Here is a 26,990-nt window from a genome sequence, read left to right as displayed (position 1 = left end):
CCTAATATTGATGACCAATAAATTGCTTGCGGTGATAAATAGTTCAAAAATTCAAATTCAAAAAATATTTAATCTAAAATGGGCTTTTTAAGGCTCGACTAAATAATGCCGGAGGAAATGATGGTGTTGGTTTAGAAAGCGGTAACTACGAAGATTTTATGGCCTCATTGCATAAAAATGTAGTTCACTACTATTTGATGGCGCATCACGCCTTGCCGGAGTTAATCAAAAGCAAAGGAGCAATCGTAAATATCACTTCCAAAACCGCTGAAACCGGACAAGGAAATACGTCTGCTTACGCTGCAGCAAATGGTGCAAGAAATGCTTTAACACGCGAATGGGCTGTGGAATTATTGAAATATGGAATTCGTGTAAACGCGGTTGTGGTTGCCGAATGTTGGACGCCAGCTTACGAGACCTGGATTGAAACTTTGCCAGATGCGCAAGCTAAACTAGATGAAATTACTGCTAAAATTCCTTTAGAAAACAGAATGACAACTGCCGAAGAGATTGCAAACATGTCAGCCTTTTTAATGTCGGTTAAATCAAGCCATACCACTGGGCAAATTATTCATGTTGATGGAGGTTATGTTCATTTAGATAGAGCTTTAGCGAATGCTTAATCAGTTTACAGTTAGCAATTTTCAGTTCATAGTTTTTAGAACTTTGCTATTAAAAGAACAATTTAGCAATTAATCAATATTACAATTATCCAATAAATGAAAACCTTAACCTGTACGACCCCTGGAACTTTTGAATATTCAGAAACTGAAAAACCTGAACTTAAAAAAGACCATGCCATTATAAAAATTAAACGAATTGGAATCTGCGGAACCGATTTGCATGCTTTCGAGGGAACGCAACCATTCTTCAATTATCCTCGTGTTTTAGGTCATGAGCTTTCTGGCGAATTGACAGAGGCGGATGGAGCCGATGGTTTTAAAATAGGAGAAGCGGTAACCTTTATCCCGTATTTCAACTGCGGGGAATGTATTGTCTGCCGCATGAATAAGCCAAACTGCTGTGTAAAAATGCAGGTTTGTGGCGTTCATGTAGATGGTGGAATGAGAGAATATTTGCAAGTTCCATCAAGAACACTTTTGCATGGCGAAGGGTTGAGTTACGATGAACTAGCATTAGTTGAACCCTTGGCTATCGGTGCCCACGGCGTTCGAAGAGCAGATATTCAGCAAGGAGAATTTGTATTGGTAATTGGTGCTGGTCCGATTGGTTTAGGTACCATGGAATTTGCCCGTATTGCTGGTGGAAATGTAATTGCTTTAGATATTAATGATGATCGCTTAGCTTTTTGTAAAGAAAAACTTGGGGTGGCGCATACTATTAATGCGCTTTCTTCAGATGTTATAGAACAACTGAGCAAAATTACCAATGGCGATATGCCGACAGTTGTAATAGACGCTACGGGAAATCAAAAAGCCATTAACAACGCAATTAATTATATGGCACATGGTGCAAGGTTTGTGCTTATTGGCTTACAAAAAGGCGATTTGATTTTCAATCACCCTGAGTTTCATAAAAGAGAGTCGACACTAATGAGCAGCAGAAATGCCAATATCGAAGATTTTGAACATGTTATAAGATCTATGAAAGCAGGTTTGGTAAAACCGACAACTTATATTACCCATCAAGTTAAATTTGATGAAGTTGCAGCTAATTTCGAAAGCTGGTTAGACCCGAAAAATGGGGTGATTAAGGCGATGGTAAGGATGGAAGACTAGTGTTTTTAGCTATCGTCATTCTTGCGTAGTTGGGAATCTTAATGCTATAATCTACTTTTAAAACGATAGGTTTTTATACTTTGGGTGCGTTAACGATGGGAGCGGCATCGCCCGATTTTTCATCGGGCATATAGCGGACAGCGTGTTAAAACGCCCAAATGCTAATCATATGTTATAACTGAAAAAGGGCAATTCTCTTGAAGAAAATTGCCCTTTTTCGTTTTTGTAATGAATCTGCTTTACCAGAATTTCACATAAATAAGTGTAATTAAAAGTAATGTTACTACAATCAATACTAGTGTAGATGGCGCAACTTTAAACATCGATTTATCTAACTCGAATGCCTTAGGGTTTACTTTAGGTCCTAATAAACTTAGTCCAACCATTACTATCATGGTAAATAAGAATGATAAACCCATACATATTAAGAATGGAATTTCATAAATACCATCCTTGTTTAAGTATGCTGTGTATAAGAAGTTCTCGTGACCAAACCAAATTGGTGCATAATTATTGAAAACGACTGAAAGCAAAAATCCGGTTACTAAACCTGCAATTGCTGCGGTGCCTGTTGTACGTTTCCAAAACATCCCCAAAAGGAACATTGCAAATACGCCTGGACTGATAAAACCAGTATATTTCTGGATAAAGGTAAATCCGCCCTCACCACCAATGCCCAGTAAATCATCCCAGGTTAAAATTACCGACATTACAATTGCTACTAAAATACTTAAGCGACCTACAACAACTAATTTTTTATCGTCTGCGTTTTTATTAATGTATTTTTTGTAGATATCTAATGTCCAAATTGTAGAAATACTATTTGCTTTACCTGCCAAAGATGCTACAATTGCTGCTGTTAATGCGGCTAACGATAAACCCTTTAATCCGTTAGGCAAAAATGTTAATACCGCCGAATAAGCATTATCTGCGATTACTTTACCATCTGGAGCCATTTCATGTTGCAGAGCACCATTTCTGTGCAAAACATAGGCAGCGATACCAGGTAACATCACAATAATTGGCATACCTAGTTTTAAGAAACCTGCAAATAAAATACCTGTTCTTGCTGTTTTTAAATCAGCACCAAGCGCTCTTTGTGTAATGTATTGGTTGCAACCCCAATAGTTCAAATTCACAATCCATTGGCCTGCAAAATACATCGCGATACCTGGTAAAGCCAAGTATTTGTTAATATACTCTTGAGATGAATTAGCATTCGGCTTATCTAAAATCATTTTAAAATGGTCTGGCGAATCTTTCATTAGCATTTTAAAACCAGCAATGGCGTCTTTACCTAAGCCAAAGTGGTCACTCACCATAGTTAAAGCGATGTAAGTTGTAACTAAACCGCCAGCAATTAATACGATAACCTGAATCACGTCGGTAAAACCAATTACTTTCATCCCCCCAAGAGTAATAACTAACGAAAATGCAGCTAAGCCGATAACTATGTATTTAAAATACGCAGGGTCTATCATGCTACTAATAGCAATTGAACCCAGATAAAGAATCGAGGTTAGATTAACGAAAATGTATAAGAACAACCAGAAAATAGCCATTATTAAACTTACCGTTTCATTGTACCTCGTTTGTAAAAACTGAGGCATGGTAAAGATTTTATTCTTCAGGTAAACCGGGATAAACCAAACAGCAACAATAATTAAGGCAATAGCTGCTACCCATTCATAGGCTGCAACAGCCATACCCACCTGGAAACCCTGACCACTCATGCCAATAAATTGCTCGGCAGAAATGTTCGATGCGATAAGCGATGCGCCAATTGCCCACCAGGTTAAAGAGCCTTCGGCAAGAAAGAAGTCGTGACTTCCTGATGTACCTTTATTTTTCTTTTTACTGTAAATCCAAAATCCGTAAGCAGAAATTAGGATAAAGTAAAAGATAAAAACGGCGTAATCTACCGTAGAAAAACTATTCATAATTTGGTTTTAATTTGGTTATAGTGATTATTTATAGAAAACTTCATTCCAGTGTAGTTCATTTCTGAATTGATTAATTTTTGTTTCAGCGCCGATGTTAACATACTCCAAACCTGCAATATTTGCAAAATCGGATAAATGTTCGGTTGTTAAATTCTGACTGTAGGCCGTGTGGTGTGCGCCACCTGCATAAATCCATGCTGCACATCCGGTTTTCATATCAGGAAGTGGTTTCCAAAGTACACGGGCAACTGGTAAATTTGGTAAATCATGTTCTGCTTCTACCGCTTTAACTTCGTTAACCAACAAACGGAAACGATTACCCATATCGATTAAAGATGCATTTAATGCATCGCCACCAGCAACATTAAAAACTAAACGAGCAGGATCTGCTTTGCCGCCAATACCTAACGGATGGACTTCTAAACTTGCTTTCCCTTTTGCTAAAGAAGCATCAACCTCTAACATGTGCGAACCTAAAACCATAGAATTTGCCGGATCGAAATGATAAGTATAATCTTCCATAAAAGCATTTCCGCCAGCTAAGCCCGAACCCATAACTTTACAAGCACGCACCAAAGCTGCGGTTTTCCAGTCGCCTTCACCCGCGAAACCGTAACCATCGGCCATTAAGCGTTGTGCTGCAATTCCTGGCAACTGAATCATGCCATGTAAATCTTCAAAAGTATCAGAGAAACCTTTGAAGTTTCCGTCTTCTAAGAATTTTCTTAATCCCAACTCAATTTTTGCTGCTTCATAAACCGATGAATGTCTTGCACCACCAGTTTTTAAATCATCTGCCATTTCATACGTTTCTTCGTATTCTTTTACCAAAGTTTTAATAGAATCCTCGCTCACCGCATTAATTACAGCTACTAAATCGCCAATTCCATAAGTATTTACGGAGAAACCAAATTTCATTTCAGCCTCAACTTTATCACCATCTGTTACGGCAACATAGCGCATATTATCACCAAAACGAGCAAATTTTGCACCTTGCCAATCATGCCACCCAGCTGCAGCTCTACACCAGGTATCAATTTGAGAAGAAACTTCTTCATCTTCCCAATGGCCAACAACCACTTTTCTATCTTTACGCATACGCGAAACAATGAATCCAAATTCCCTGTCGCCATGCGCACTTTGGTTTAGGTTCATGAAATCCATATCGATAGTGTTCCAAGGAATGTCGCGATTGAATTGCGTGTGCAAGTGAAGCAATGGTTTTTGTAAAATATTTAAACCTCTAATCCACATTTTGGCAGGAGAGAAAGTATGCATCCAGGTTACAACACCAATACAGTTTTCATCGGTATTGGCACTTTGTAAAGTTTCAAAAATCTCATCGGTATTTTTTACAATTGGTTTAAAAACAACCGAAACTGAAATTTTTCGGTTGCTATTTAACGATTTAGCAACCTGTTCTGCATGTATTGCAACTTGTTTTAAGGTTTCTTCGCCATATAAATCTTGCGTACCAGTTATAAACCAAACCTGTAATTTTTTTAAATCAATCATTGCTCTTATATTTTTAGTTAGAATCTTTTTTTATTATTTGAAAGCAGGCTTCGGTATTTTATCGGTTTCGATAGTCCTGCTTTCCGTTTTACTCTCCCGAAAAAATCGGGATTCGTGCTCACTCCAGTCAGGTTTATTTTACTTATGTAAACCTTTCTGTTTTTGTAATCTAATCCATGGTCTGCGTCCTCACAGACCATTATTCCATTTAATCATTTCGTTCTGTGAGGACACATACCGAGGAGTTAAAATGTTTGTACTTTATACGCCATGATCTGTGTCCTCACAGACCGCTATCTCTTCACAGCCATAAGTTGTTATAAAACTATTTCTGTCCATAATAAGCATCAGCGCCATGTTTTCGCTCATAATGCTTTTTAATTAATGAATCCTTTAATCGTGGTGCATTTGCATTAATCTGCTCGGTTAACAAAGCCATTTGCGCAACAGCCTCTAGTACAGCACTATTGTAAACCGCTTTATCAGCAGTTTTTCCCCAAGTAAAAGGAGCGTGGTTACCAACTAAAATCATTTCAACTTCTGTATGGCTCAAACCAAGACTTTCGAAATGATTCATTATTTGAAAACCGGTTTCATACTCATAATTTCCTTTAATCATTTCATCATCCATTGGCGGTGCACAAGGAATATCAACCGTTAAATGGTCGCCATGGGTAGTGCCAAAAATTGGAATAGCTCTTTGAGCCTGCGCCCAAGCCGTTCCGTAAGTAGAATGCGTATGTACAATTCCACCAATTTCTTCCCAGTGTTTGTAAAGTATAGCGTGTGTTTTTGTGTCAGATGATGGACGTAAATTTCCTTCAACAGTATTACCCTCAAAATCTACAATCACCATGCTATCAACCGTTAGTTCATCATAAGGAACACCACTAGGTTTAATTGCAAAAACACCTTTTTGTCTATCAGCAGCACTAACATTACCAAAAGTGAAAAGCACTAATCCTAACTTTGGCAATTGCATATTTGCGGCATAAGCCTGTTCTTTTATATCCAGATAGTTGCTCATGATAAATAAGGTTTTACATCTTTTTTATTAAACTTTTCTAAATATCTGCCCAAGCTTAAATATTGCTGGTAATGCTGACGATAAAGTTTTTGTTTCTTAATATTCGGTTTGTATTCTTTTTCGAAACCAGTTCCCATAGCTTTCATTGCAGTTTCCACATCAGGGTAAATACCTGCAACAACGGCTGCAAACATGGCTGCACCTAAAGCGCATGTGTGTTCAAAACGGTGAATGCGAATCGGCATTTCTAAAACATCTGCCATCATTTGCATTATATAAGCCGATTTTTTAGCCACACCACCAATTCCGATTATACCTTTAACAGGAACACCCTGTTCTTTAAATCTATCTACAATTGCTTTTGCTCCAAAACATGTTGAAGCAGCTATAGCTCTGAAAAATCTAGGTGCATCTGTACCTAATCCTAAGCCTGTAATTGCACCTTTTAATTCCTGATTTGCATCTGGAGTTCTTCTGCCATTAAGCCAATCAACGGCTAATTCTGGGTAGTCATCGTCTGGTAACTCCGAAGCTTGTTTACTTAGATTGGCAATAATTTTATGCTCTAACTCTTCTCTCAAAGCAATTGCTGTTGCTTCATCAATTAGTGTAGATTCTGATAATAAACTATCAAGTGGCCAGCTTATTAATTTTTTAAACCATGCGTAAGCATCTCCAAAAGCAGATTGACCAGCTTCTAAGCCTGCCATTCCCGGAATTACTGAGCCATCTACTTGTCCGCAGATGCCATTAATCAGTTTACCTTCCATATCCTTATTTGGTGCAACTAAAATATCGCAGGTACTTGTGCCCATAACTTTACTTAAGAAATAGGGTTCAATCTGGCCACCAACAGCACCCATGTGTGCATCGAAAGCGCCAACACCAATAACTACATCAGTGCTAAGACCAAGTTTTTCTGCCCATTCTGCACTTAGGTTTCCGGCAGAAACATCAGATGTGTAAGTATCTTTAAATAATAAATCTCTATATCCAGTTAGTAATGGATCCAGCGTTTTGAAAAATTCTTCCGGAGGTAATCCATCAAATTCCTCTGCCCATAAAGCCTTGTGTCCGGCAGCGCAACGACTGCGTTTCATTTCTTTAACATCGGTTTTACCCGAAAGTAAGAAAGGAATCCAATCGCAATGTTCTACCCAAGAAACGGTATTTTTTCTAACCTTTACATCAACTCTTAATATGTGAAGTAGTTTAGACCAAAACCATTCTGATGAATATATTCCGCCAACATATTTTAGGTAATTAACTTCAAATTTTTCTGCATGCTTGTTAATTTCTGCAGCTTCTTTTACGGCCGTATGGTCTTTCCATAGTACAAACATTGCATTCGGATTTTCAGCAAAATCTGCATTTAATGCAAGTGGTGTGCCAGTTTCATCAACAGCAACAGGACTAGAACCTGTAGTATCAACTGAAATTCCTTTGATAAAAGGTGCGATTGAATCTCCGCCTGCTTTAGCTATGCAGTCTTTTATGGTGTGGGTTAAACCTTCTACATAATCTAAAGGATGTTGTCTGAATTGGTTAAGGGATGGTTTACAGTATAAACCTTTCTGCCATCGGGGGTAAAGAAAAACAGAAGCTGAAATTTCCTTTCCATTTGCGGTATCTACTAAAACGGACCGAACAGAATCCGTCCCGTAATCTACACCAATTACATAGTTTGCTGTGCTCATAACAATAAATAAATGTCTAATTAACGTTTATTTATTTGAATTAAAAAATTTTTATCGTGTTTTTAACGTTTATTCTTTTCAACAATAGTTAAGGGTGTTATTTATAGATAGCTATTGATTTTTTTGGGAGACTTTTTCAGTCGAATGCTAGTCGCAATAATTTAATATGGAACATGAATTCAACGCATATTAAAAAGGAAAAAAATTGCAGATTAGTGTAAGTTGTTATTTAAAAATTCTAAAGTGATTTTCTCAGATTTAAATAGAAAGGCACATGAACCTTTTCAACTATATTATTTAAAATACAATTTGCAGCTTCTGTACCCAGCATTGCAAAATCTGTAGAAATTGTGGTTATACCGTCTAAAATAATTCGCTTTAAAGGTATTTCATTGTAAGAGATTACGCCAACATCTGTTCCAACTTTCATTTCGAGCATGAGCAGCCTTTCTATTAGTGTAACTAAATCATCTTCCATTAGGCTAATGTAAACTTCGCCTTTGCTAATCTCTTCTACAATAATATTATCTACAACCTTATGATTAAAGGCATATTGCTGGCAGAAACGATAAAAACCATCTAATATTTCCTTTGGAAAATAACTGGTTTTTGGGAAAATAATTTTTAAGGTATTGTATTTAGAAAGTGGGGTAAGGGCTTGCTCAAGTGCACTGTAGATATCTTGAGCAAAATTCTCGTAAACAGCGGCATAATCGCCAGATATTCCTGGTAAGAGTTTATCTAAAATGACTAACTTCTCTCTTGGGATAGCATTAATTATATCATGTGCTTTTTCATCACCTTCATTAAAATGTGGAATGATTACATAATGTGTATAGTCGTCTTTTTTGCTATTCAGCAGGTTTTTGAAAAGTGAAAAATCGTTGTTGTAAATGTACAGGTCAATTGCAGCTTGCTCGCCAATAGCTTTTGTAAATGAATCGTAAATAATTTTTTTATGCGTACTAAGTTTGTTGAACAGCAAACATATTTTTAGTTTCCGAGAAAAATCGGTGTTGGTTACAAAATAGCCTTTGCCTGGGATTGATTCGATAACATTTAGCCTTCTTAATCTGCGGTAACCTTTCTCAGCTGTATCTCTCGATATTTCTAAAACAAAACTAAGTTCATTAATAGAGGGCAGCATGTTACCTTTTTTAATCTTTCCGGTTTCTATAGCATATAGAATTGCGTTAACAAGCTGCTTATATTTTGGCGTTGCAGAATATTCGTCAATAGTTATGTGGCTTATTAAATCTTCAGATTTCACTTTTAGAACTTAAATTTCTCAAATATAGTAAACACATTTCTTATTAGCATGACAGTACATAACAGTTAAGTTTGAATCAATTGATACTTTCGAAAACCAAATATAAAACCAGTAATAATGCAAGCAATTTTAGGCGTAATATTTCATTTCATCGGTGGTTTTGCCTCCGGAAGTTTCTACATCCCTTATAAAAAGGTTAAAGGTTGGGCTTGGGAAAGCTACTGGATTGTTGGTGGCGTATTTTCTTGGTTAATCGTTCCTCCGTTGGCTGCGTTTTTAACCATACCAAACTTTACCGATATTATTTCAGGTACAGATGGCAAAATCTTAATGCTTACCTATTTCTTCGGTGTGCTTTGGGGTATTGGCGGTTTAACTTATGGTTTAGGTGTTCGTTATCTGGGTGTATCACTTGGAAGCAGCATTATCCTTGGACTTTGCATGGTTTTAGGCTCTATTTTACCTTCTATTTATTTCGATTTTTTCCCACAAGCGGGCAAAGATACTTTTAGCATGTTTATTCATACCGATTGGGGTAGAATGGTTTTGCTGGGGCTACTGGTCTGTGTATTAGGTATCGTAATCTGTGGAAAAGCTGGAATGATGAAAGAAAAGGAAATCAAAGCCGATGTTACTGACCCACATGGAATGGAAGTAAAAACCGAATTTAAATTTGGTTTAGGTTTATTTGTTGGCATCGTATCTGGTGTATTAAGTGCTTGCTTTAACTTCGGTATAGAAGCCGGAAAACCAATGGCTGATGCTGCAAATGCAATTTGGAAAGCAGCAAATCCATCAGAAGCTGGAAATTTTCTATTCTCTAATAATGTTACCTATGTAATTGTACTTTGGGGCGGTTTATCAACCAACTTTATCTGGTGTATGATACTTAATGCTCGCAACAAAACCTTTGGTGATTATACAAACAAGAGCACACCGTTATTAAAAAACTACATATTTTCTGCACTTGCAGGTACAACCTGGTTTCTTCAGTTTTTCTTTTATGGTATGGGCGAAAGTAAAATGGGTAATGGCGCAAGTTCGTGGATTTTGCACATGGCCTTCATTATCTTAATTGCAAATGTTTGGGGCTTAATTTTAAAAGAGTGGAAAGGCGTATCTAAAAAAACAATGTACACCATTTTAACCGGTATTTTAACCATAATCGTATCTGTTCTTATCGTTGGATATGGCAATTCAATTAAATAAATTTTAAAAAAGTAAAATATTAATATAGATGTCTATTAAAGAAACAAATTATAAGTACGTAAGCTACTTATGGGATGAAGAAGAGGCTGCAAAATTAGCTGGCGATGAAGTTGCATTGTTAATTTATCGTTCTAATTTATTAGGTGCCGATTTACGTTTAACCAATTACGGTGGTGGAAATACATCATGCAAGGTATTAGAAAAAGACCCACTTACAGGTTCAGAAACTGAAGTTATGTGGGTTAAAGGTTCCGGAGGCGATTTAGGTACATTGAAGAAAAGCGGATTAGCCGCTCTTTATGTAGACAGATTGCGTAGCTTGAAAAATATTTACCGTGGTGTAGAGCATGAAGATGAAATGGTTGAATTATTTAATCACTGTATTTTCGATTTAAGCTCTAAAGCGCCATCAATTGATACGCCATTACACGGATTTTTACCATTCGCACATATCGATCATTTACATCCTGATGCCGCTATTGCAATTGCAGCTGCTAAAGATGGTAAAAAGATAACTGAAGAGTTATTTGGTGGTACAATTGGTTGGGTAGAATGGAAAAAACCAGGTTTCGAATTGGGATTAACGCTAAAGAAATGTTTGGATGAAAATCCAGGTATTCGTGGTATAATGTTAGGCTCTCACGGTTTATTTACCTGGGGAAATACCGCTTACGAAAGTTATGTTAATACTTTAGATGTAATTGAGATTTGCTCAGCATATCTTGAAGAAAACTATGGAAAAAAGGGACCAGTTTTCGGCGGACAAAAATTAGCAAGTGCAGAAGCTGATAAACGTAAAAAACAAGCTGCAACTTTAGCGCCTGTTTTACGTGGCTTATGTTCTTCAAAACAACACATGATTGGTCATTTTACTGATGATGCTCGTGTTTTAGAATTTATAAACTCAAATGATTTGGCTCGCCTTGCGCCAATGGGAACAAGCTGTCCTGATCACTTTTTGAGAACAAAAATTAGCCCGTTGGTTTTAACTCTAGCGGCTGATGCCGATTTATCGGACATAAAAGCATTAAAAGAAACTTTAGAACCTGCTTTCGAGGCTTATCGTAAAATGTATACAGAATATTATGAAACCTGTAAACATTCGAATAGTCCGGCAATTCGCGATACAAATCCTGTTGTAATTTTATATCCAGGTATTGGAATGTTTACTTTTTCTAAGGATAAACAAACGGCGAGGGTTGCAGCAGAATTCTATATCAATGCAATTAACGTAATGAAAGGTGCTGAAGCAGTTTCTGAATACACTTCATTGCCACATCAGGAAGCTTTTAATATCGAATATTGGTTGTTGGAAGAAGCAAAATTGCAACGTATGCCAAAACCAAAACCTTTAACTGGTAAAATTGCATTAATTACGGGTAGTGCTGGTGGAATTGGGAAAGCAATTGCTAAAAAGTTTGTTGCCGAAGGTGGCGTTGTAATCTTAAATGATATGAACGCAGAACGTTTAGAAGCAGCCGGGGAAGAATTTAAAGCACAGTTTGGCAAAGATTCTTACAGCACTGCAATTTTAGATGTAACCAGTCAGGAAGACATTAATGGCGCTTTTGATGCTGCTGCATTGGCTTTTGGTGGTGTTGATATTATTGTGAATAACGCAGGTTTATCAATTTCAAAAACAATTGGCGACCATACCGAGAAAGACTGGGATTTGTTATACGATGTTTTGGTTAAAGGTCAGTTTTTTATCACTCAGGCTGCAACAAATACGATGCAAAAGCAAAATATTGGTGGCGATATCATTAATATTGTAAGCAAGAATGCATTAGTAAGCGGACCAAATAACGCTGGTTATGGGAGTGCAAAAGCTGCTCAACTTCATTTGAGCAGATTAAATGCAGCGGAATTGGGTGCTGATAATATTCGTGTAAATGTTGTAAATCCAGATGCCGTTATTAGCGATAGTAACATTTGGGCTGGTGGATGGGCCGAAGGTAGAGCAAAAGCCTATGGCATTACAGTTGCGGAATTGCCTGCATATTATGCAAAACGTACTTTATTAAATCAAATTATTTTACCTGATGATATTGCGAATGCATGTTTTGCTTTTGTTGGCGGCTTGCTAAGTAAATCGACAGGAAATATGTTAAATGTAGATGGCGGGGTTGCAATGGCATTTGCAAGATAAAATTTTTAGGTCATAGATGGTCTGTCACACAGACCATGGTAGATATAATTCCCTCGGTCTGTGTCCTCACAGACGGAAATATTAAAATTTTAAAAGTAGTTTTAGTAAGTTGTTTCAGCGGCCCGCTGCTCATTGCGGGCCGAAATAACTTTCAAAACAAAAAGAATAGATTACCTAACTGCAATTTGTATTTATACAAATTGTTTTAACCGAATACTAATGAATATCGAGCAGAACCAGATAGAAAAATACAACGATTCCCTTTCAACTTCGCATCAGCGTAAGCTTAATTTTTTAAAAGAAGAGTGGTCGCACGTTGATTTAGAAAGCATAATTCAAAAACTTGTCGATTTCCAAATTGCCATTCCAAGTTGGGCTTTAGGTACTGGCGGAACGCGTTTCGGCCGTTTTGCTATTACAGGTGGCGAGCCTCGAACCATTGAAGAGAAAATTGAAGATGTAGGTTTACTTCATGCTTTAAACGGTGCAAGTGGTGCAATTTCGTTACACATTCCTTGGGATATCCCAACAAATGCAGAAGCTTTAAAAAGCCTGGCAAGTAGCTATGGTTTAACGTTTGATGCCATGAACTCGAATACTTTTCAAGACCAGGCAGGTTCGGCACATAGTTATAAGTTTGGCTCACTTCAAAATGTAAACAAAGCCATTCGTAAACAAGCAATTGAACATAATATCGAAGTTATTAAACAAGGTGTTGCTTTAGGTTCAAATGCTTTAACGGTTTGGCTTGCAGATGGTTCTTGCTTTCCGGGACAGTTAAATTTTCGTAAGGCTTTTGAAAATACTTTAGAGAGTTTGCAAGAAATTTATTCGGCTTTGCCCGAAGACTGGAAAATGTTTGTTGAGTATAAAGCTTTCGAACCAAATTTTTATTCGACAACAGTGGGAGATTGGGGTCAATCGTTACTTTATGCAAGCAAATTGGGTAAAAAAGCTTATACGCTGGTAGATTTAGGTCACCATTTACCAAATGCAAATATCGAACAAATTGTTGCTCTACTATTAATGGAAGGTAAATTGGGTGGTTTCCACTTTAACGATTCTAAATATGGTGATGATGATTTAACAGCTGGAAGTATCAAACCTTATCAATTGTTCTTAATTTTTAACGAGCTGGTTGAAGGTATGGATGCTAAAGGCATGAACCATGCAAAAGATTTAGGTTGGATGATAGATGCTTCACACAATGTGAAAGACCCATTAGAAGATTTATTACAGTCAGTAGAAGCGATTATGATTGCTTACACACAAGCTTTATTAGTTGATAGAAAAGCTTTAAATGCAGCTCAGGATAATAACGATGTTGCTTCGGCACAAGAAATTCTTCAAAACACTTTCCGTAGCGATTTAAGAGCGTTAGTTGCTGAAGCAAGATTAAGAGCTGGTGCATCTTTATCGCCAATTGGTTTGTACAGAGAGCTTAACGTTCGCCAAAATTTGGTTAAATATCGTGGTTTAGGAACAGTTGCAACAGGATTATAGGGGAAAATAAGATGCCAAAAACCGTTGCAGCAATATTTGATGTAGGTAAAACGAACAAAAAATTGTTTCTAATTGATGAAAATTACAACATCGTTTATGAGCGTTCGGCTCGTTTTGTAGAAACAAAAGATGAAGATGGTGAAGTTTGTGAAAATCTCGAAAGTCTGCGTTCATCTGTTTTCGATTCTTTACATCAGGTTTTACAGTTAAAGGAATACGATATTAAGGCCGTTAACTTTTCTACTTATGGCGCAAGTTTTGTTTATCTTGATGAAAAAGGAGAACCGTTAACGCCACTTTATAATTATTTAAAGGAATATCCTGAAGCTTTAAAAGTCGAGTTTTATGCAAAATACGGAGGGGAAGCCAAAATTTCGTTAGAAACAGCATCGCCAATTTTGGGTAGCCTTAATTCGGGAATGCAATTGTATCGCCTTAAAAAAGAAAAGCCTGAAATTTTTGCTAAAGTAAAATATGCATTGCACTTGCCTCAATATTTAAGTTATTTAATTTCTGGCAAAGCTGTTGCAGATATAACGAGTATCGGTTGCCATACGCAACTTTGGAATTTCGGTAAAAACGAATATCACGATTGGGTTTTGGCGGAAGGATTACAAGAGAAATTTGGAACATTTACGCCAGCTGATTCTGTAATAGAAACCAAATTTGAAGGTAAAAATTTTGAGGTTGGTGTTGGTTTACATGATAGTTCGGCGGCTTTAATTCCTTATTTAGCCAATTTCTCAGTTCCATTTATTTTGCTTTCTACCGGAACCTGGTGTATTAGTTTAAACCCTTTTAATCAAGATGTTTTAACTGAAGATGAACTAAAGCAAGATTGTCTTTGTTATATGCATTTTAAAGGGAAAGCGGTAAAAGCTTCGAGAATTTTTGCAGGATATGAGCACGAAGTTCAACTTAAACGCATTGCCGAACATTTTGATCGGGCTGCATATTTGTTTAAACATCTGCAGTTTAATCCGGGGATGATTTTGAAATTGGCGAATAAAATCCCTGAAAATCAAATTCTGCAAACTGAATTCTCAGAGAAGTCTGCTTTTACCGAAAGAGATTTAAGTATTTTTCAAACCGCAGAAGAGGCTTATCATCAGCTAATTTTCGATTTAGTAAAACAACAGATTTATTCCTTAAAACTGGTTTTAAATCAAGGTGTAAAACGAATATTTGTTGATGGTGGTTTTGGTAAAAATGCGATTTACATGCATTTGCTGGCAACTTCAATACCTGATATTGAAGTTTACGCTTCATCTGTTTCACAGGCAACTGCAATTGGTACAGCATTGGCAATCCACGATGCCTGGAATCCAAATCCACCGCCAAGTGATATCATTCAATTAAAATATTATTCTGCTATACAACGCAGTCTGCAATTCTAAAAATATAATACAATGAGCTGGAAATATAATTCTGACTATCCATCAATAGATGATTTAAGAAATAAAGCTAAATCAAAAATACCAAGATTTGCTTTCGAATACTTGGACGGTGGATGTAATGAAGATGTAAACCTTTTTCGCAATACCGAAGACATCAGGGCTCTAGAACTTCTGCCATTTTACATTAGAGATTTTAAGGAAGCGTCTTTAAAAACCAGTCTTTTCGGGCATACTTACGATGCGCCATTTGGTATTGCGCCAGTAGGTTTACAAGGTTTAATTTGGCCAAATGCACCCGAGATTTTAGCTAAAGCTGCTTTTCAACATAATATTCCTTTTATTTTGAGTACTGTAAGTACTTCATCAATAGAAAGAATAATGGAAATTACCGAAGGCAATGCCTGGTATCAATTGTATCATCCGGCAGAAAGTGTAATTAAAGATGATATCATCGACCGTGCCGAAGCTGCTGGTTGTAAGGTGTTAGTAATTCTTGCTGATGTACCGAGTTTTGGTTTCCGTCCGCGGGATATTCGTAATGGTTTGGCGATGCCGCCAAAAATGTCGGTAAGAAATATGCTGCAAATTATGGGCAGACCAGAGTGGGCACTTAGAACTCTATTTCATGGTCAACCTGCTTTCGAGACCATGAAACCTTACATGCCAAAAGGTTTAAATATGAAACAGCTTGGTCTTTATATGAACAAAACTTTTTCTGGTAGATTAAATGCAGACAGAATTTCTGCAATTCGCGATAAATGGAAAGGCAAATTGGTTTTAAAAGGTGTTGCAACTGATGAAGATGCGCAACTGGCTGTAAATTTAGGTTTGGATGGAATTATTGTATCAAATCATGGCGGAAGACAACTTGATGCAGGGCAATCTTCGATAAAACCTTTAATTCAAATTGCACCAAAATATAAAGATAAACTAACGGTAATGATGGATAGCGGAATTCGTTCTGGTCCTGATGTTGCCCGTAGTTTAGCTGCAGGCGCTGATTTTACTTTTTTAGGTAGAACTTTTATGTATGGCGTTGGCGCTTTAGGAAGTGAAGGCGGTGAGCATACTATCGGAATGTTGAAAACACAGCTTAAACAAGTAATGGATCAGGTTGGCTGCGAAAGAGTGGAAGATTTATCAAAGCATCTTTCTTAATTAAAATACTTTTTGAGCTAGGTCAATACAAAGCAGAAATAAAATGGGGGGGCTTTTTAGAATTATTTGATGCCATTGTTAGTCGCCTTAATAGAATCGAAGGCCATTAAAATTTGGTTTTAGGAAAGACGATTTAGGATGGTACTCCATTCTTTATTTTAGTAAATGGCATAGAACATTAATTTTTACTATTTGTTCTCATTGTAAATGCTGATTGGCATCCAATCTATAAATGGTGTCTAATGAAATGTGCTGGCAATAACCACCAAAACAAATTACAAGTTTAACGGTTAGCTTTAAAAAGAATTATAATTATGAAAGCAATTTGGAACAATCAAACTTTAGCAGAAAGTAATGAAACAATTTTAATTGAAAACAATCATTATTTTCCAGCATCGTCCCTAAATAAACAGTATTTTCAAGAGTCAGACAAACACACCACATGCCATTGGAAAGGGCAGGCATCTTACTATACATTATTAGTGGATGGTCAAAAAAATGAGGATGCTGCCTGGTGCTACCCAAATCCAAAAGATGCTGCAAAAGAGATAAAAGATTACATTGCATTTTGGAAAGGGGTGAAAATTCAATAATATATGCTTCAATAATTTTAATTATCTGACAATTTTCAGCAAGGTTAAATTTCATTAAATTCTGGTAAATTTTAAAAGATGATATTAAAGTTCTACCTTTTTTTTAATAATGAGAAAGATTTAGTAATCACCACTAATTTCAAATATTTGCAATAAATTATGAAGGGTATATATATTAGTTTAGTCATTATACTTATGAGCTGCAAAGGTTTTGGGCAGGTTAAGGATACACTGAATGCGGAGACTGAAAAAATATATCCAAAAGGAGAAATTGTATCTCGTTACCATAACAATTGGACTCAGCGGTACTACCCAAAAAGAATTCTGGCATTCAAAGCAGAACCTTTAAGATTTGGGGAGATTGTATTTCTTGGCAACAGCATCACAGAGGCTGGAGCTGACTGGACGAGTAAATTCGGGATAGCTCATATTCGTAACCGGGGAATTGCAGGAGACCTTACAGATGGTTTATTGAAGCGTTTAGGTGAAATTATTTATTTCAAACCTAAGGCTGTTTTTATTCTAATCGGCATTAATGATCTATTCAGCCTGCATCATCTGGAGGATAATCCGGCGCTGGTTTATGATAAAACTGTCAGTTCGCCAGCTTATGTAGCAAAGAATATACTGAAAATTGCAAGAAAAATTCATCGTGGTTCGCCAGACACCAAAATCTTTGTTCGGACAATTTTACCGATCAGAAGACAGTATTTGAAAGCCGATATCATTTTGGTGAACACAATTATTAAAAAAAATGAGCGTAAGGGCTACTATAAGGTTATTGATTTTCATGCCCATTTTAAAGATGATAACGGAGAATTGCCACAAGAGCTGACTAATGATGGCGTTCATTTGAATGATAAGGGTTATGCAAAATGGGTCAGTTTTGAAAAGGCAATAATTGAAGGAATTAGATTGGCAAAATAAATAAGCTATACCGTCAACGACGAGTTGTTTAAAAAGTAAGGCTATTATGGAGAATAACTTTATTTTTTTAACAGATCATCTATTTCGCTGTTAAACTCCTTAACAAATTCATCGTAAAATTTCCCAGTTGCAGGGCCGTTATAACCTGTATGAATCTTCGAAACGTCGCCATTTTTATCAATAAAAATAGTTGTTGGGAAAGATAAGAATGAATTTAAAGCAGGTAGTGATTCGGCAACGGCTTGTTTATCAGCTTTTCCAGCAATTACCTGGTCGTATTCAATTCCAAAACGATTTCTAAAATTAGTTAGTGCTTTTTTTACATAAGCGGCATCGGTTTGGCGTTCATAATGTAAAGCAATCACTTCTACACCACGTTTTTTATTTTCCTTATGCCAGGGCGCAATAAAGGTTGCCTCATCAATGCAATTTGGGCACCAACTCCCTGTTATGGTTAATACCACAACTTTATTTTTATACTTATCATCTTTCAATGAAATTTTCTTTCCGTTTACATCTGGTAAAGAAAAATCTAAGGTTTTATAACCATCTTTTAAATAGGTAAGTTTATATGCATCGGGAAGCGCTGCATTATTATTTTTTACACCAGTAAACGGCTGACTTCCTCTTGCACTTAAAATTTCGCCAGTTAATTTTCCATCAGATTCAAATTTTCCTTTGTAATAAGAAGGAGTGGAGCCAATAAAGCCAGAAAGTTGAAATTCGTTGCCTTCAACAATTCCTTCTAGGTAACGAGAATCGCCGGTTATGCGTAAAAAAGTGCCACTAATTTTATTGCCTTTTTGCTTAAACAAACCAACGGTTTTTTCTTCTTTGCCATCCGGTGATTTAAAAACAACATCATAACTACCAGAATAATCTGCAGCTGCAGCTTTGCCATTTGGCTCGAAGCGGTAATCTTTTCTTTCAGCAGAAATTTGGGTAGCTCTGCCAGAGCCGTTTTGCTTTCTTAAATTGCCGTTAAGCGTGTTGCCGTTAATACCGAATGCAAGTTCATTATCAAACTGGTCTATTTTTACAAAAATAGAATCTGCTGTTTGCCTAACTTCACCAGCTTCAAAACTTTCTTCAGCATTGCGGAAATAAAGTTTTTTAACACCTTCTTTATCTTTTATCTCAAAATTAAAAGGAATTTCTAACTCAGGTTTAATTTTAAATATCCCTCGCCAATAACCATTTGGAGCAAATGAAATATGTTTCTCTTTTGTATCAGATTTTGTACTTGCATGAACGATAGATTCTGAGTTTTGCACTTGTGAATAGCCAAGTATAGGAATACTTAAAGCTATTGTAATAGGTATGTAAAGGGATTTTATGCGCATTGGGATGTTTTTATCTACTAAATTAGTCGACAAATATAAGGTGCATATTCCCAAAGAAAAAATATTTTTAAAAATATCTATAAAAACTATAGAGTATATATTATTAATTATATCTTTGCGGCAGTTATTTTAAAATACTTATCAAGAAAGGCGGAGGGAATGGCCCTGTGAAGCCTTAGCAACCATCCTTTAAAACGGAAATGGTGCTAATTCCATCCGGCAAGAATGTCGGGTAGTTAAGTCAGTTGCGATATACCATATCAATATATGTGGGGCACTTCTGATTTATGAGGTGCTTTTTTTTTGCCCGCTATTTTGATAAGTAATATTAATTAAAATCCATTCAAATGAAAAAAACAGACGAGCGAAAATTCAAAAATCACACTTTAGTTCAGCACATCGGGTTCTTCCGAATGTGTAAGTCCTGTTAAAGCTATTTAGCTTTTAGCAGGCTTTTAGTTAATCAATTCAATTTTTTTAAAACACAGATAATACAGTTTTAGCTGTACTGGAATTGCTGTGTCCAATTATTACCACAATAACTCATCATTAATTAAAAGAATATGTTTAAAAATTTAAAACTACCGTTGATTGTATTTTTGCTTTTTACAGGGCAGAAATTATTGGCGCAAAATACTGTTATTACCGGAACCGTTAAAGAAGCTAATGGAGAAAGTATTCCTGGCGCTTCAATTTTACTTAAAGAAACTAAACAAGTTGTTGCCACAGATGCAAAAGGTGCATTTTCTATTAGTGCTCCCGATAAAGGAACGTTAATTGTATCTTTTATTGGCTTTAAAACACAAGAAGTTCAAATAAATAAAAGTGCAGGACCAATAACGATTACGCTTCAATCTAGCGAAAATGCTTTAGATGAGGTTGTTGTAACTGCTTTAGGTATTTCCAGACAAAAGAAATCTTTAGGATATGCTGTTCAGGAACTTAAGGGGCAAGATTTGGCAGAAGCTAAAGAAGCTAACCTGGTAAATGCGCTTGCAGGTAAAATTGCAGGGGTAAGGGTTACTAACAGTCAGGGCGATATGGGTTCATCAAGAATTGTAATTCGTGGCGAAACATCAATTTCTGGTAATAATCAGCCGCTTTTCGTGGTCGATGGAATTCCTGTAGATAACTCTCAGTTAAATTCTGGCGGTGCGAGAGATTATGCGAATACAATTTCAGATATTAATGCAGATAACATTGAATCCATAAGTGTATTGAAAGGGCCAAATGCAGCGGCATTGTACGGCTCTAGAGCTGCGGCTGGTGTAATTATCATTAAAACCAAAACCGGGAAAAACAAAAAAGGTTTAGGTATAACACTTAATTCGAATATTGTTGCAGAGAGCTTGTTAACGCTTCCTGTTTACCAAAACGCTTTCGGACAAGGCTCTGAAGGAAAATTTAGCTATGTTGATGGTAAAGGTGGTGGCATTAATGATGGTGTTGATGAAAGTTGGGGTCCGAAATTAGACGGCAGATTGATTCCTCAGTTTTTTTCTAAAGGTGTTGCAGTTCCATTTGTTGCAAATCCGGATAATGTTCGTGATTTCTTCCAGACGGGATATTCATTAAGTAATGGTATCGCGATAGCTGATGCTTCTGAAAAATTTGACTACAGATTATCTTATAACAATTTACAGCAAGGTGGTATAATTCCAAACTCTGGCCAGGATAAAAATACGTTTTCACTAAATACAACTTTAAGGGTAACTCCAAAACTCAGTGTTACAGCTAATGCAAATTACAGTAAATTAAATTCTGATAACCTTCCGGGTACTGGTGGTTCAAGGTCTACAAGTACCATGTTACAGTTTACCTGGTTTGGTCGCCAGGTTGATATCAATCAGTTAAAAAACTATCGCGATGAAAACGGCAACACATTTAATTGGAATAACAGTTATTACAGTAATCCATATTGGGTAGCTTATGAAAACACGGTTTCGCAAAAACGTGGACGTATTATCGGGAGTTTGGGTTTAAATTACAAGATTATTGATGGATTAGAATTCAATTTCCGCTCTGGTACAGATTATTACAACGACCGCCGTAAGATAAAAATTGCCTATGGTACAAATGGAACTCCATTCGGTTCTTACACGGAAAGTGCATTTACCGTTAGCGAAAATAATACCGATGCAACCTTAAATTTTAACAAACAATTAAACAGCGATTTTAGCTTGGAAGCTTTAGCGGGGAGCAATATCCGTTCCCGCTACATAGAGCAAAACGACCAAAGTGCACCAAGACTTGCAGTAGCAAATTTATATTCGCTAAGCAATTCTAGAGACCCACTTATATCATCAAATAATTACAGTAAACTTAAATCGTATAGCGTTTATGCTTCGGCACAAATTGGTTTTAGAAATTATTTATATGGCAACATAACGGCTCGTAACGATTGGTCTTCGACATTGCCAGCTCAAAATCGGTCTTATTTCTATCCATCTTTTAATGGAAGTTTTATTTTAACAGAAGCGTTGGATATTAAAAGCGAAGTACTAGATTATGCAAAAATCCGTGGTGGTTGGTCTAAGGTTGGTAAAGATGCAGATCCGTATCGTTCTGTTAACACCTATGTTTTTGGCGCACCATTTGGCTCAAGCCCACAGCTTACCACATCTGCAACAGATTTAAATCCAGATTTAAAACCTGAAACGACAACTTCAACAGAACTTGGTGCCGAGGCAACATTATTTAATAAAAGAGTTCGTTTAGATTTAAGCTTATACAATACCAATAGTTACGATCAGATTTTAAGTGTCGATGTAAGTCCATCAACGGGTTTCCGATCGAAACTCTTAAACGCAGGTAAAATTAATAATAAAGGTATAGAAGTTCAGCTGGGATTAACCCCGATTAAAAAACAATTTACCTGGGATATTGATGTAAACTATGCTGCAAACAGAAGTAAGGTTATCGAATTAGATAAAGCTGGTTTACTACAAAATTATGTAATTGCTACGAATTCTGCCCAGGTAATTGCAGCAGTTGGACAACCTTATGGTACACTTTTTGGAAATGCTTATTTAAGAGATGCTGGCGGAAACATTGTGGTTAACGCAACAGGTGCACCACAAACCGATCCAACTAAACGTGTTTTAGGTAAATATACACCAGATTGGATTGGTGGAATTTATAATACTTTCAGTTACAAAGGCATTAGTTTAGGCGTTTTAATTGATGCAAGTTTTGGTGGTTCTATTTACAATGGCACTTACTCTACAGGTACTTATACTGGGGTTCTTGCTTCTACACTTCCAGGTAGATCGGCAGAATATGGCGGTATTTCTTACTACTATCCAGGTAATGTAAAAGCAAACGGTACAGTTAAATTAACTGGAACGGCTCCTGCAGGTGTAACGGTTTATGATGACGGTATTATTTTCGATGGCGTAACTGCCGATGGAAAGCGCAATGAAAAGATATTACCAGCCCAACAATATTACAAATCTTTCCGTACGATTGATGAGGCTAATATTTTCGATGCGTCTTATGTAAAACTTCGTGAAGTTAAATTGAGCTATAATTTACCTTCAAAATGGATTCGTTCACTTAGTCTTCAAGGTGCTTCTGTATCGCTAGTTGGTCGTAATCTTTGGATTATCCACCGAAATGTAGAAGATATAGACCCCGAAGTTGCCTTTAACACAGGTAACGGACAAGGTTTAGAAAGTCTTTCAAATCCAACTACACGTAGCTACGGTCTTAACCTTAATATCAAATTTTAATCTTCTGAATATGAAAAATTATAAAATATATCTTCTGGGAATTTTAACATTGGCAGTTTCATCCTGCAGCAAAGAATTGGATGAGGTTAACATCAACCCAAACGCAACAGAAAATGCACAACCCGATTACTTGCTAACTGGTGCGATAAAAAATACCGCTGATGCTTACTGGAGTACAACCAATACCATGAATTCAAGTTCGTTATTTGTGCAGCATTGGTCTAAAATTCAATATACCGAAGAAGATAGATTTATCTATTCTAACAGCAGTTTTACTTCGCTTTGGTCTACAGGTTACTCTCAAAGCATAACTGCTTTTAATAAAATTATCGAATTGGGCGATGCACAGGCAAATCCAAATTACAAAGGTGTTGCCTTGGTTTTACGCTCTTGGGTTTTCTTATTACTAACCGACGCTTATGGCGATGTACCTTATTCGCAGGCTGGTAAAATTAGCCAGTATATAACGCCAGCTTACGATAAGCAGAAAGATGTTTACTTTGGTTTACTTGATGATTTAAAAACTGCAAAATCGACTTTAAATCCTGCTTCAAAAGCTATTCTGGGTGATGTAATTTACAATGGAAATATCGATAGATGGAAAAAACTGGCAAATTCTTTAAGACTTAGAATTGCTTTACGCATTGCCGATAAAGAACCAGCAAAATCTAAGCAGGTTTTGGATGAAATTAAGGCAGACGGCGACGCTTTTATCAGTGATAATACTGATAATGCACAGTTGATTTACCTAACTTCACCACAGCAAAACCCAGTTAGTGCGCTATTCGAAACCAGAGATGATTATCGCATAAGCAAAACAATAGTTGATAAACTTTTTGCCCTTAACGATCCAAGGCTTCCAATTTATGCAAGTAAAACACAAACGCCTACACCCGAAGAATATATTGGTGTTCCGAATGGTTTAACTAACTCAGAAGCCAGTATTTTAGGTTTTGCAAAAACGTCAAAACCTGGCGCTTACTTTTTGTCGCCGCAGGCACCAGCGGTAATTTTTAGCTATTCTGAATTGCTTTTTGATAGAGCAGAAGCAGCAGCAAGAGGATTTACAACCGAAAATGCAGCAGATTTGTATCAGCAGGCGATTAAAGCATCGTTGAAACAATACAACGTTTCTGATGCTGTTGCAAATAGTTATGTTGCTCAAGCATCTGTTCAATACGATGCTGCGAATTATAAAAAAGCTATCGGCGAACAAAAATGGTTAGCACTATTCGGACAAGGTTTAGAAGCTTGGGCAGAAAGACGAAGATTAGATTATCCGCAGTTAACGGCTTCTGTTAATACGGTACTAAATGGTCAAATTCCGGTTCGGTTTATTTATCCGGGTACAGAACAATCGCTTAATGGCCAAAGCTATAAAAATGCAGTTAGCAGTCAGGGAGCGGATTTGTTAACAACAAAACTTTGGTTTGATGCTTTTTAATTGATTTCTTAACTGTCCGAGCGTAACCGAGAAATCTTTGAATCTGACTGAACTTATGTATGGTACTGTTCAAAGATTTCTCTGTTTTGCTTTTCTCCAGTTGAAATGACGATGATTTTTTTTCTTAAAACAATTCACTTGTTCCAAGATAGCCATTTACCGATTTTAAAATTTCTTTACCAATTTCGACTGCGTTACCAATTCCAACACCTTTTATAGCCGCAAGTTGCTCTGTTGTTTTAGGTAATTTGGCTGCAATGGCTTGCAAGGCGACATCAGAAAGTACGTTGTGTTCTGCTACATTTCTCTTCTCGCTTATGTTTTTTCGCAAAGCAGAAAGTTCCTGGTAAAGTTTTAAGTTTGCAATTTCTTTTACCGGAATAATAACTTTTGGTGCTCTACCTGTTTGAACAGGTTCGTATCTACTTCCAGCCCGATGATAAATCCTTGTGTATTCATCAACTGTAAAGCCATTCCATTGTATTTTAAATAATGCCAGCTTAATGGTTAATTCATTTAATAAATCTGTAATTCGGTTTAAAATTTTTTCCGAACGCTCGTCGATATATACGTTTAGCTCGTTAAATTTATCAATATCGCTGAGTACCGTTTCTAACTTTGGAATAAAATAAGTAGAAGCTTTTGTTAAACGCTCAATAAACTCTTTTTCTTCGTTTACAGGCTTTGTTTTTACAATTTCAGTTAATTCTTTTTTGATAAATCGGGCTGCAACATTTATAATTTCATCTTCTAAAGTTTTAGAACTTTTATCTACAATTTCGTGAAAAGCAGTATTGCCAGGATTGTTTCCAAAGCTCGATTTTTTTAAAATCAGCCAGTTTTTTCTTATAGATTCAAAATCTAATAAATCGCGAATCAGGCTCCATTCGTAAGCTTGCGTTGCATTCTCTAATGCGATGGAATCTGGTTTTGTAAACACTGCATCCTTTGTAAATTTGATGACCTTTTCATCAGTAATTACATTTTCTGCCTTAATTGGCGATTTCAAAATTAACCCATCTAAACTTCTGCAACGGCTTAAAGCCACATAAGCCTGACCATGCGTAAAAGAAGAACTTACGTCGACAATTGCTTTATCAAAAGTTAATCCCTGACTTTTATGAACCGTAATTGCCCAAGCTAATTTAAAAGGATATTGAGCAAAACTGCCCGTATTAACCTCGTTAATTTTATTGTCAGTTGGGTTTAGGTTATATTTTATATTCTGCCATTCTTCCTGATTAACATCTAATTCTGTATGCTCATCATTAAAGCGAACTTTAATACCATCATCATTAATTTTGGTTATAACGGCAGCTTTTCCATTATAATAAAGTTTTTTCCCAGAAGAATCATTTTTAATGAACATCACTCTTGCACCGATTTTTAGTTCCAAAACTTCATCAACCGGATAAGCATCTTTTGGGAAATCGCCGGTAATTTTTGCGCTGAAAAAATGCGTTTTCCCTTCAAGCTTTTCTAAATATTCCTGATTAATTTGAGTAACCAGATTATTGTGTGTTGTTAAAGTGATATACTCTTCTTTATTAATCTGCTTCATCTCCAAATCATATCTCTCATTCAATTTCGCTAGCAAATTACCATCAATAGCGTTTTCTCTTATTCCATTTAAAATATCGAGAAACACCGGGTCAGATTGTCGGTAAACTTTATCGAGTTGAAAGGTAGTAAGTGAATTTGCTTTGATAACCAGACTGTCGAAAAAATAAGGACTTGCATAATAATTTCTAAGAATATGCCAGGCATCATGAGCTATTGGCGAAAGCTGATATAGATCGCCAATCATTAAAACCTGAACGCCGCCAAAAGGTAACTGCGATGCTTTGGTTTTTCTTAGCGCATTATCGATAAAATCTAAGATATCTGCCCTAACCATACTAATCTCATCGATTATAAGCAATTCGAGGCACTTTAATAGTTTAATTTTCTCTGCAGAATATTTTATGGCTTCGCCGGCTTCGGGGTTTGGAATGAGCGGACCAAAAGGGATTTGAAAGAAGGAGTGAAGCGTAACACCACCGGCATTTATGGCAGCAACAGCAGTTGGCGCCACAACAGCAAAATTCTTTTTTGTGGTTTCTCTAATATGTCGAAGTAAGGTTGTTTTTCCAGTTCCGGCTTTTCCGGTAAGAAAAATAGATTGATTTGTCGATTTTAAGAAATCAAGAATAAGCTGGTGTTCGTGCATCAATTGGGTATCTATCGAATCTATACAGAGGAAAACTCTGCAATTGACCCCAAAAATACAACCTTTCTTTTATTCTTACTAACAATGTTAGTATTTAGTGTTGTTTAATAAATTGAAGCTCAACTTTATTGTTTAA

The 26,990-nt window shown here is 36.5% G+C and carries 17 protein-coding genes, 1 pseudogene and 1 riboswitch; of the genes and pseudogenes, 11 read left to right on the top strand and 7 right to left on the bottom strand.

Translation table 11 applies throughout. The features are described 5' to 3' along the window. Positions 1-98: 98 nt before the first annotated feature. Positions 99-623 (top strand): annotated as a pseudogene (locus ACFOUY_RS16630) (SDR family oxidoreductase); the annotation flags it as partial. Positions 624-719: 96 nt separating this feature from the next. Continuing rightward, a complete protein-coding gene (locus ACFOUY_RS16625) occupies positions 720-1,739 on the top strand; it encodes a zinc-binding alcohol dehydrogenase family protein (RefSeq protein WP_378962326.1) in 1,020 nt (339 codons plus the stop codon). Between the two features lie 239 nt (positions 1,740-1,978). Here ACFOUY_RS16625 and ACFOUY_RS16620 read toward each other — a convergent pair whose 3' ends face one another. The 5 genes from ACFOUY_RS16620 to ACFOUY_RS16600 all read right to left on the bottom strand — a co-directional run bounded on the left by ACFOUY_RS16620 (position 1,979) and on the right by ACFOUY_RS16600 (position 9,191). Next, a complete protein-coding gene (locus tag ACFOUY_RS16620; RefSeq protein WP_378962324.1) occupies positions 1,979-3,679 on the bottom strand; it encodes a sodium:solute symporter family transporter in 1,701 nt (566 codons plus the stop codon). A gap of 27 nt (positions 3,680-3,706) precedes the next feature. After that, positions 3,707-5,197 (bottom strand): L-arabinose isomerase, encoded by a 1,491-nt coding sequence (araA, locus tag ACFOUY_RS16615; protein WP_378962322.1) that lies wholly within the window; start codon positions 5,195-5,197, stop codon positions 3,707-3,709. Positions 5,198-5,522: 325 nt separating this feature from the next. Beyond that, complete coding sequence (locus ACFOUY_RS16610; RefSeq protein WP_378962320.1) at positions 5,523-6,224, bottom strand: L-ribulose-5-phosphate 4-epimerase; 702 nt, start codon at positions 6,222-6,224, stop codon at positions 5,523-5,525. Next, complete coding sequence (locus ACFOUY_RS16605; protein WP_378962318.1) at positions 6,221-7,921, bottom strand: ribulokinase; 1,701 nt, start codon at positions 7,919-7,921, stop codon at positions 6,221-6,223. The genes ACFOUY_RS16610 and ACFOUY_RS16605 overlap by 4 nt, the downstream gene beginning before the upstream one ends. Positions 7,922-8,159: 238 nt before the next feature. Further along, positions 8,160-9,191: a GntR family transcriptional regulator gene (locus tag ACFOUY_RS16600; protein WP_378962316.1), complete on the bottom strand. Its 1,032-nt coding sequence runs from the start codon at positions 9,189-9,191 to the stop codon at positions 8,160-8,162. A 117-nt stretch (positions 9,192-9,308) separates the two neighbouring features. Here ACFOUY_RS16600 and rhaT point away from each other — a divergent pair, with 117 nt between their 5' ends. From rhaT to ACFOUY_RS16565, 7 genes are all read left to right on the top strand, one after another. Next, positions 9,309-10,400, top strand: a complete 1,092-nt coding sequence (gene rhaT / locus ACFOUY_RS16595; RefSeq protein WP_378962314.1) for an L-rhamnose/proton symporter RhaT — start codon at positions 9,309-9,311, stop codon at positions 10,398-10,400. A 28-nt stretch (positions 10,401-10,428) separates the two neighbouring features. After that, positions 10,429-12,549: a bifunctional aldolase/short-chain dehydrogenase gene (locus ACFOUY_RS16590; RefSeq protein WP_378962312.1), complete on the top strand. Its 2,121-nt coding sequence runs from the start codon at positions 10,429-10,431 to the stop codon at positions 12,547-12,549. Positions 12,550-12,768: 219 nt separating this feature from the next. Beyond that, positions 12,769-14,052, top strand: coding sequence for a sugar isomerase (locus ACFOUY_RS16585; protein ID WP_378962311.1), 1,284 nt, complete (start codon positions 12,769-12,771; stop codon positions 14,050-14,052). Positions 14,053-14,063: 11 nt separating this feature from the next. Continuing rightward, positions 14,064-15,449, top strand: a complete 1,386-nt coding sequence (locus ACFOUY_RS16580; protein ID WP_378962310.1) for an FGGY-family carbohydrate kinase — start codon at positions 14,064-14,066, stop codon at positions 15,447-15,449. Positions 15,450-15,461: 12 nt separating this feature from the next. Beyond that, on the top strand, positions 15,462-16,607 hold the full coding sequence (locus ACFOUY_RS16575; RefSeq protein ID WP_378962308.1) for an alpha-hydroxy acid oxidase: 1,146 nt from the start codon (positions 15,462-15,464) through the stop codon (positions 16,605-16,607). 314 nt (positions 16,608-16,921) lie between these two features. After that, entirely contained in the window at positions 16,922-17,200 is a 279-nt protein-coding gene (locus tag ACFOUY_RS16570; protein WP_378962306.1) for a DUF427 domain-containing protein, read from the top strand. A gap of 195 nt (positions 17,201-17,395) precedes the next feature. Next, positions 17,396-18,127, top strand: coding sequence for a GDSL-type esterase/lipase family protein (locus ACFOUY_RS16565; protein ID WP_378962303.1), 732 nt, complete (start codon positions 17,396-17,398; stop codon positions 18,125-18,127). A 59-nt stretch (positions 18,128-18,186) separates the two neighbouring features. Here ACFOUY_RS16565 and ACFOUY_RS16560 read toward each other — a convergent pair whose 3' ends face one another. After that, positions 18,187-19,470 carry a peroxiredoxin family protein gene (locus tag ACFOUY_RS16560; RefSeq protein WP_378962302.1) on the bottom strand — a complete coding sequence of 428 codons (1,284 nt, stop codon included), beginning with the start codon at positions 19,468-19,470 and terminating at the stop codon, positions 18,187-18,189. Positions 19,471-19,605: 135 nt separating this feature from the next. Next, positions 19,606-19,713: riboswitch (SAM riboswitch) on the top strand. Between the two features lie 320 nt (positions 19,714-20,033). Between ACFOUY_RS16560 and ACFOUY_RS16555 the strand changes: the two genes are divergently transcribed. Both ACFOUY_RS16555 and ACFOUY_RS16550 read left to right on the top strand, forming a co-directional pair. Next, the gene (locus ACFOUY_RS16555; protein WP_378962301.1) at positions 20,034-23,201 is read left to right on the top strand and encodes a SusC/RagA family TonB-linked outer membrane protein; all 3,168 of its coding nucleotides are present in this window, start codon (positions 20,034-20,036) and stop codon (positions 23,199-23,201) included. Positions 23,202-23,211: 10 nt separating this feature from the next. Further along, positions 23,212-24,645: a SusD/RagB family nutrient-binding outer membrane lipoprotein gene (locus tag ACFOUY_RS16550; protein WP_378962299.1), complete on the top strand. Its 1,434-nt coding sequence runs from the start codon at positions 23,212-23,214 to the stop codon at positions 24,643-24,645. 124 nt (positions 24,646-24,769) lie between these two features. Here ACFOUY_RS16550 and ACFOUY_RS16545 read toward each other — a convergent pair whose 3' ends face one another. Further along, positions 24,770-26,854 carry an HRDC domain-containing protein gene (locus ACFOUY_RS16545; protein WP_378962297.1) on the bottom strand — a complete coding sequence of 695 codons (2,085 nt, stop codon included), beginning with the start codon at positions 26,852-26,854 and terminating at the stop codon, positions 24,770-24,772. Between the last annotated feature and the right edge of the window lie 136 nt (positions 26,855-26,990).

This window comes from Pedobacter jamesrossensis (assembly GCF_042650905.1).
Classification (GTDB): domain Bacteria; phylum Bacteroidota; class Bacteroidia; order Sphingobacteriales; family Sphingobacteriaceae; genus Pedobacter; species Pedobacter jamesrossensis.
The sequence above is the reverse complement of the archived record's forward strand: the minus strand, read 5'-3'. Positions and strand labels throughout refer to the sequence as shown.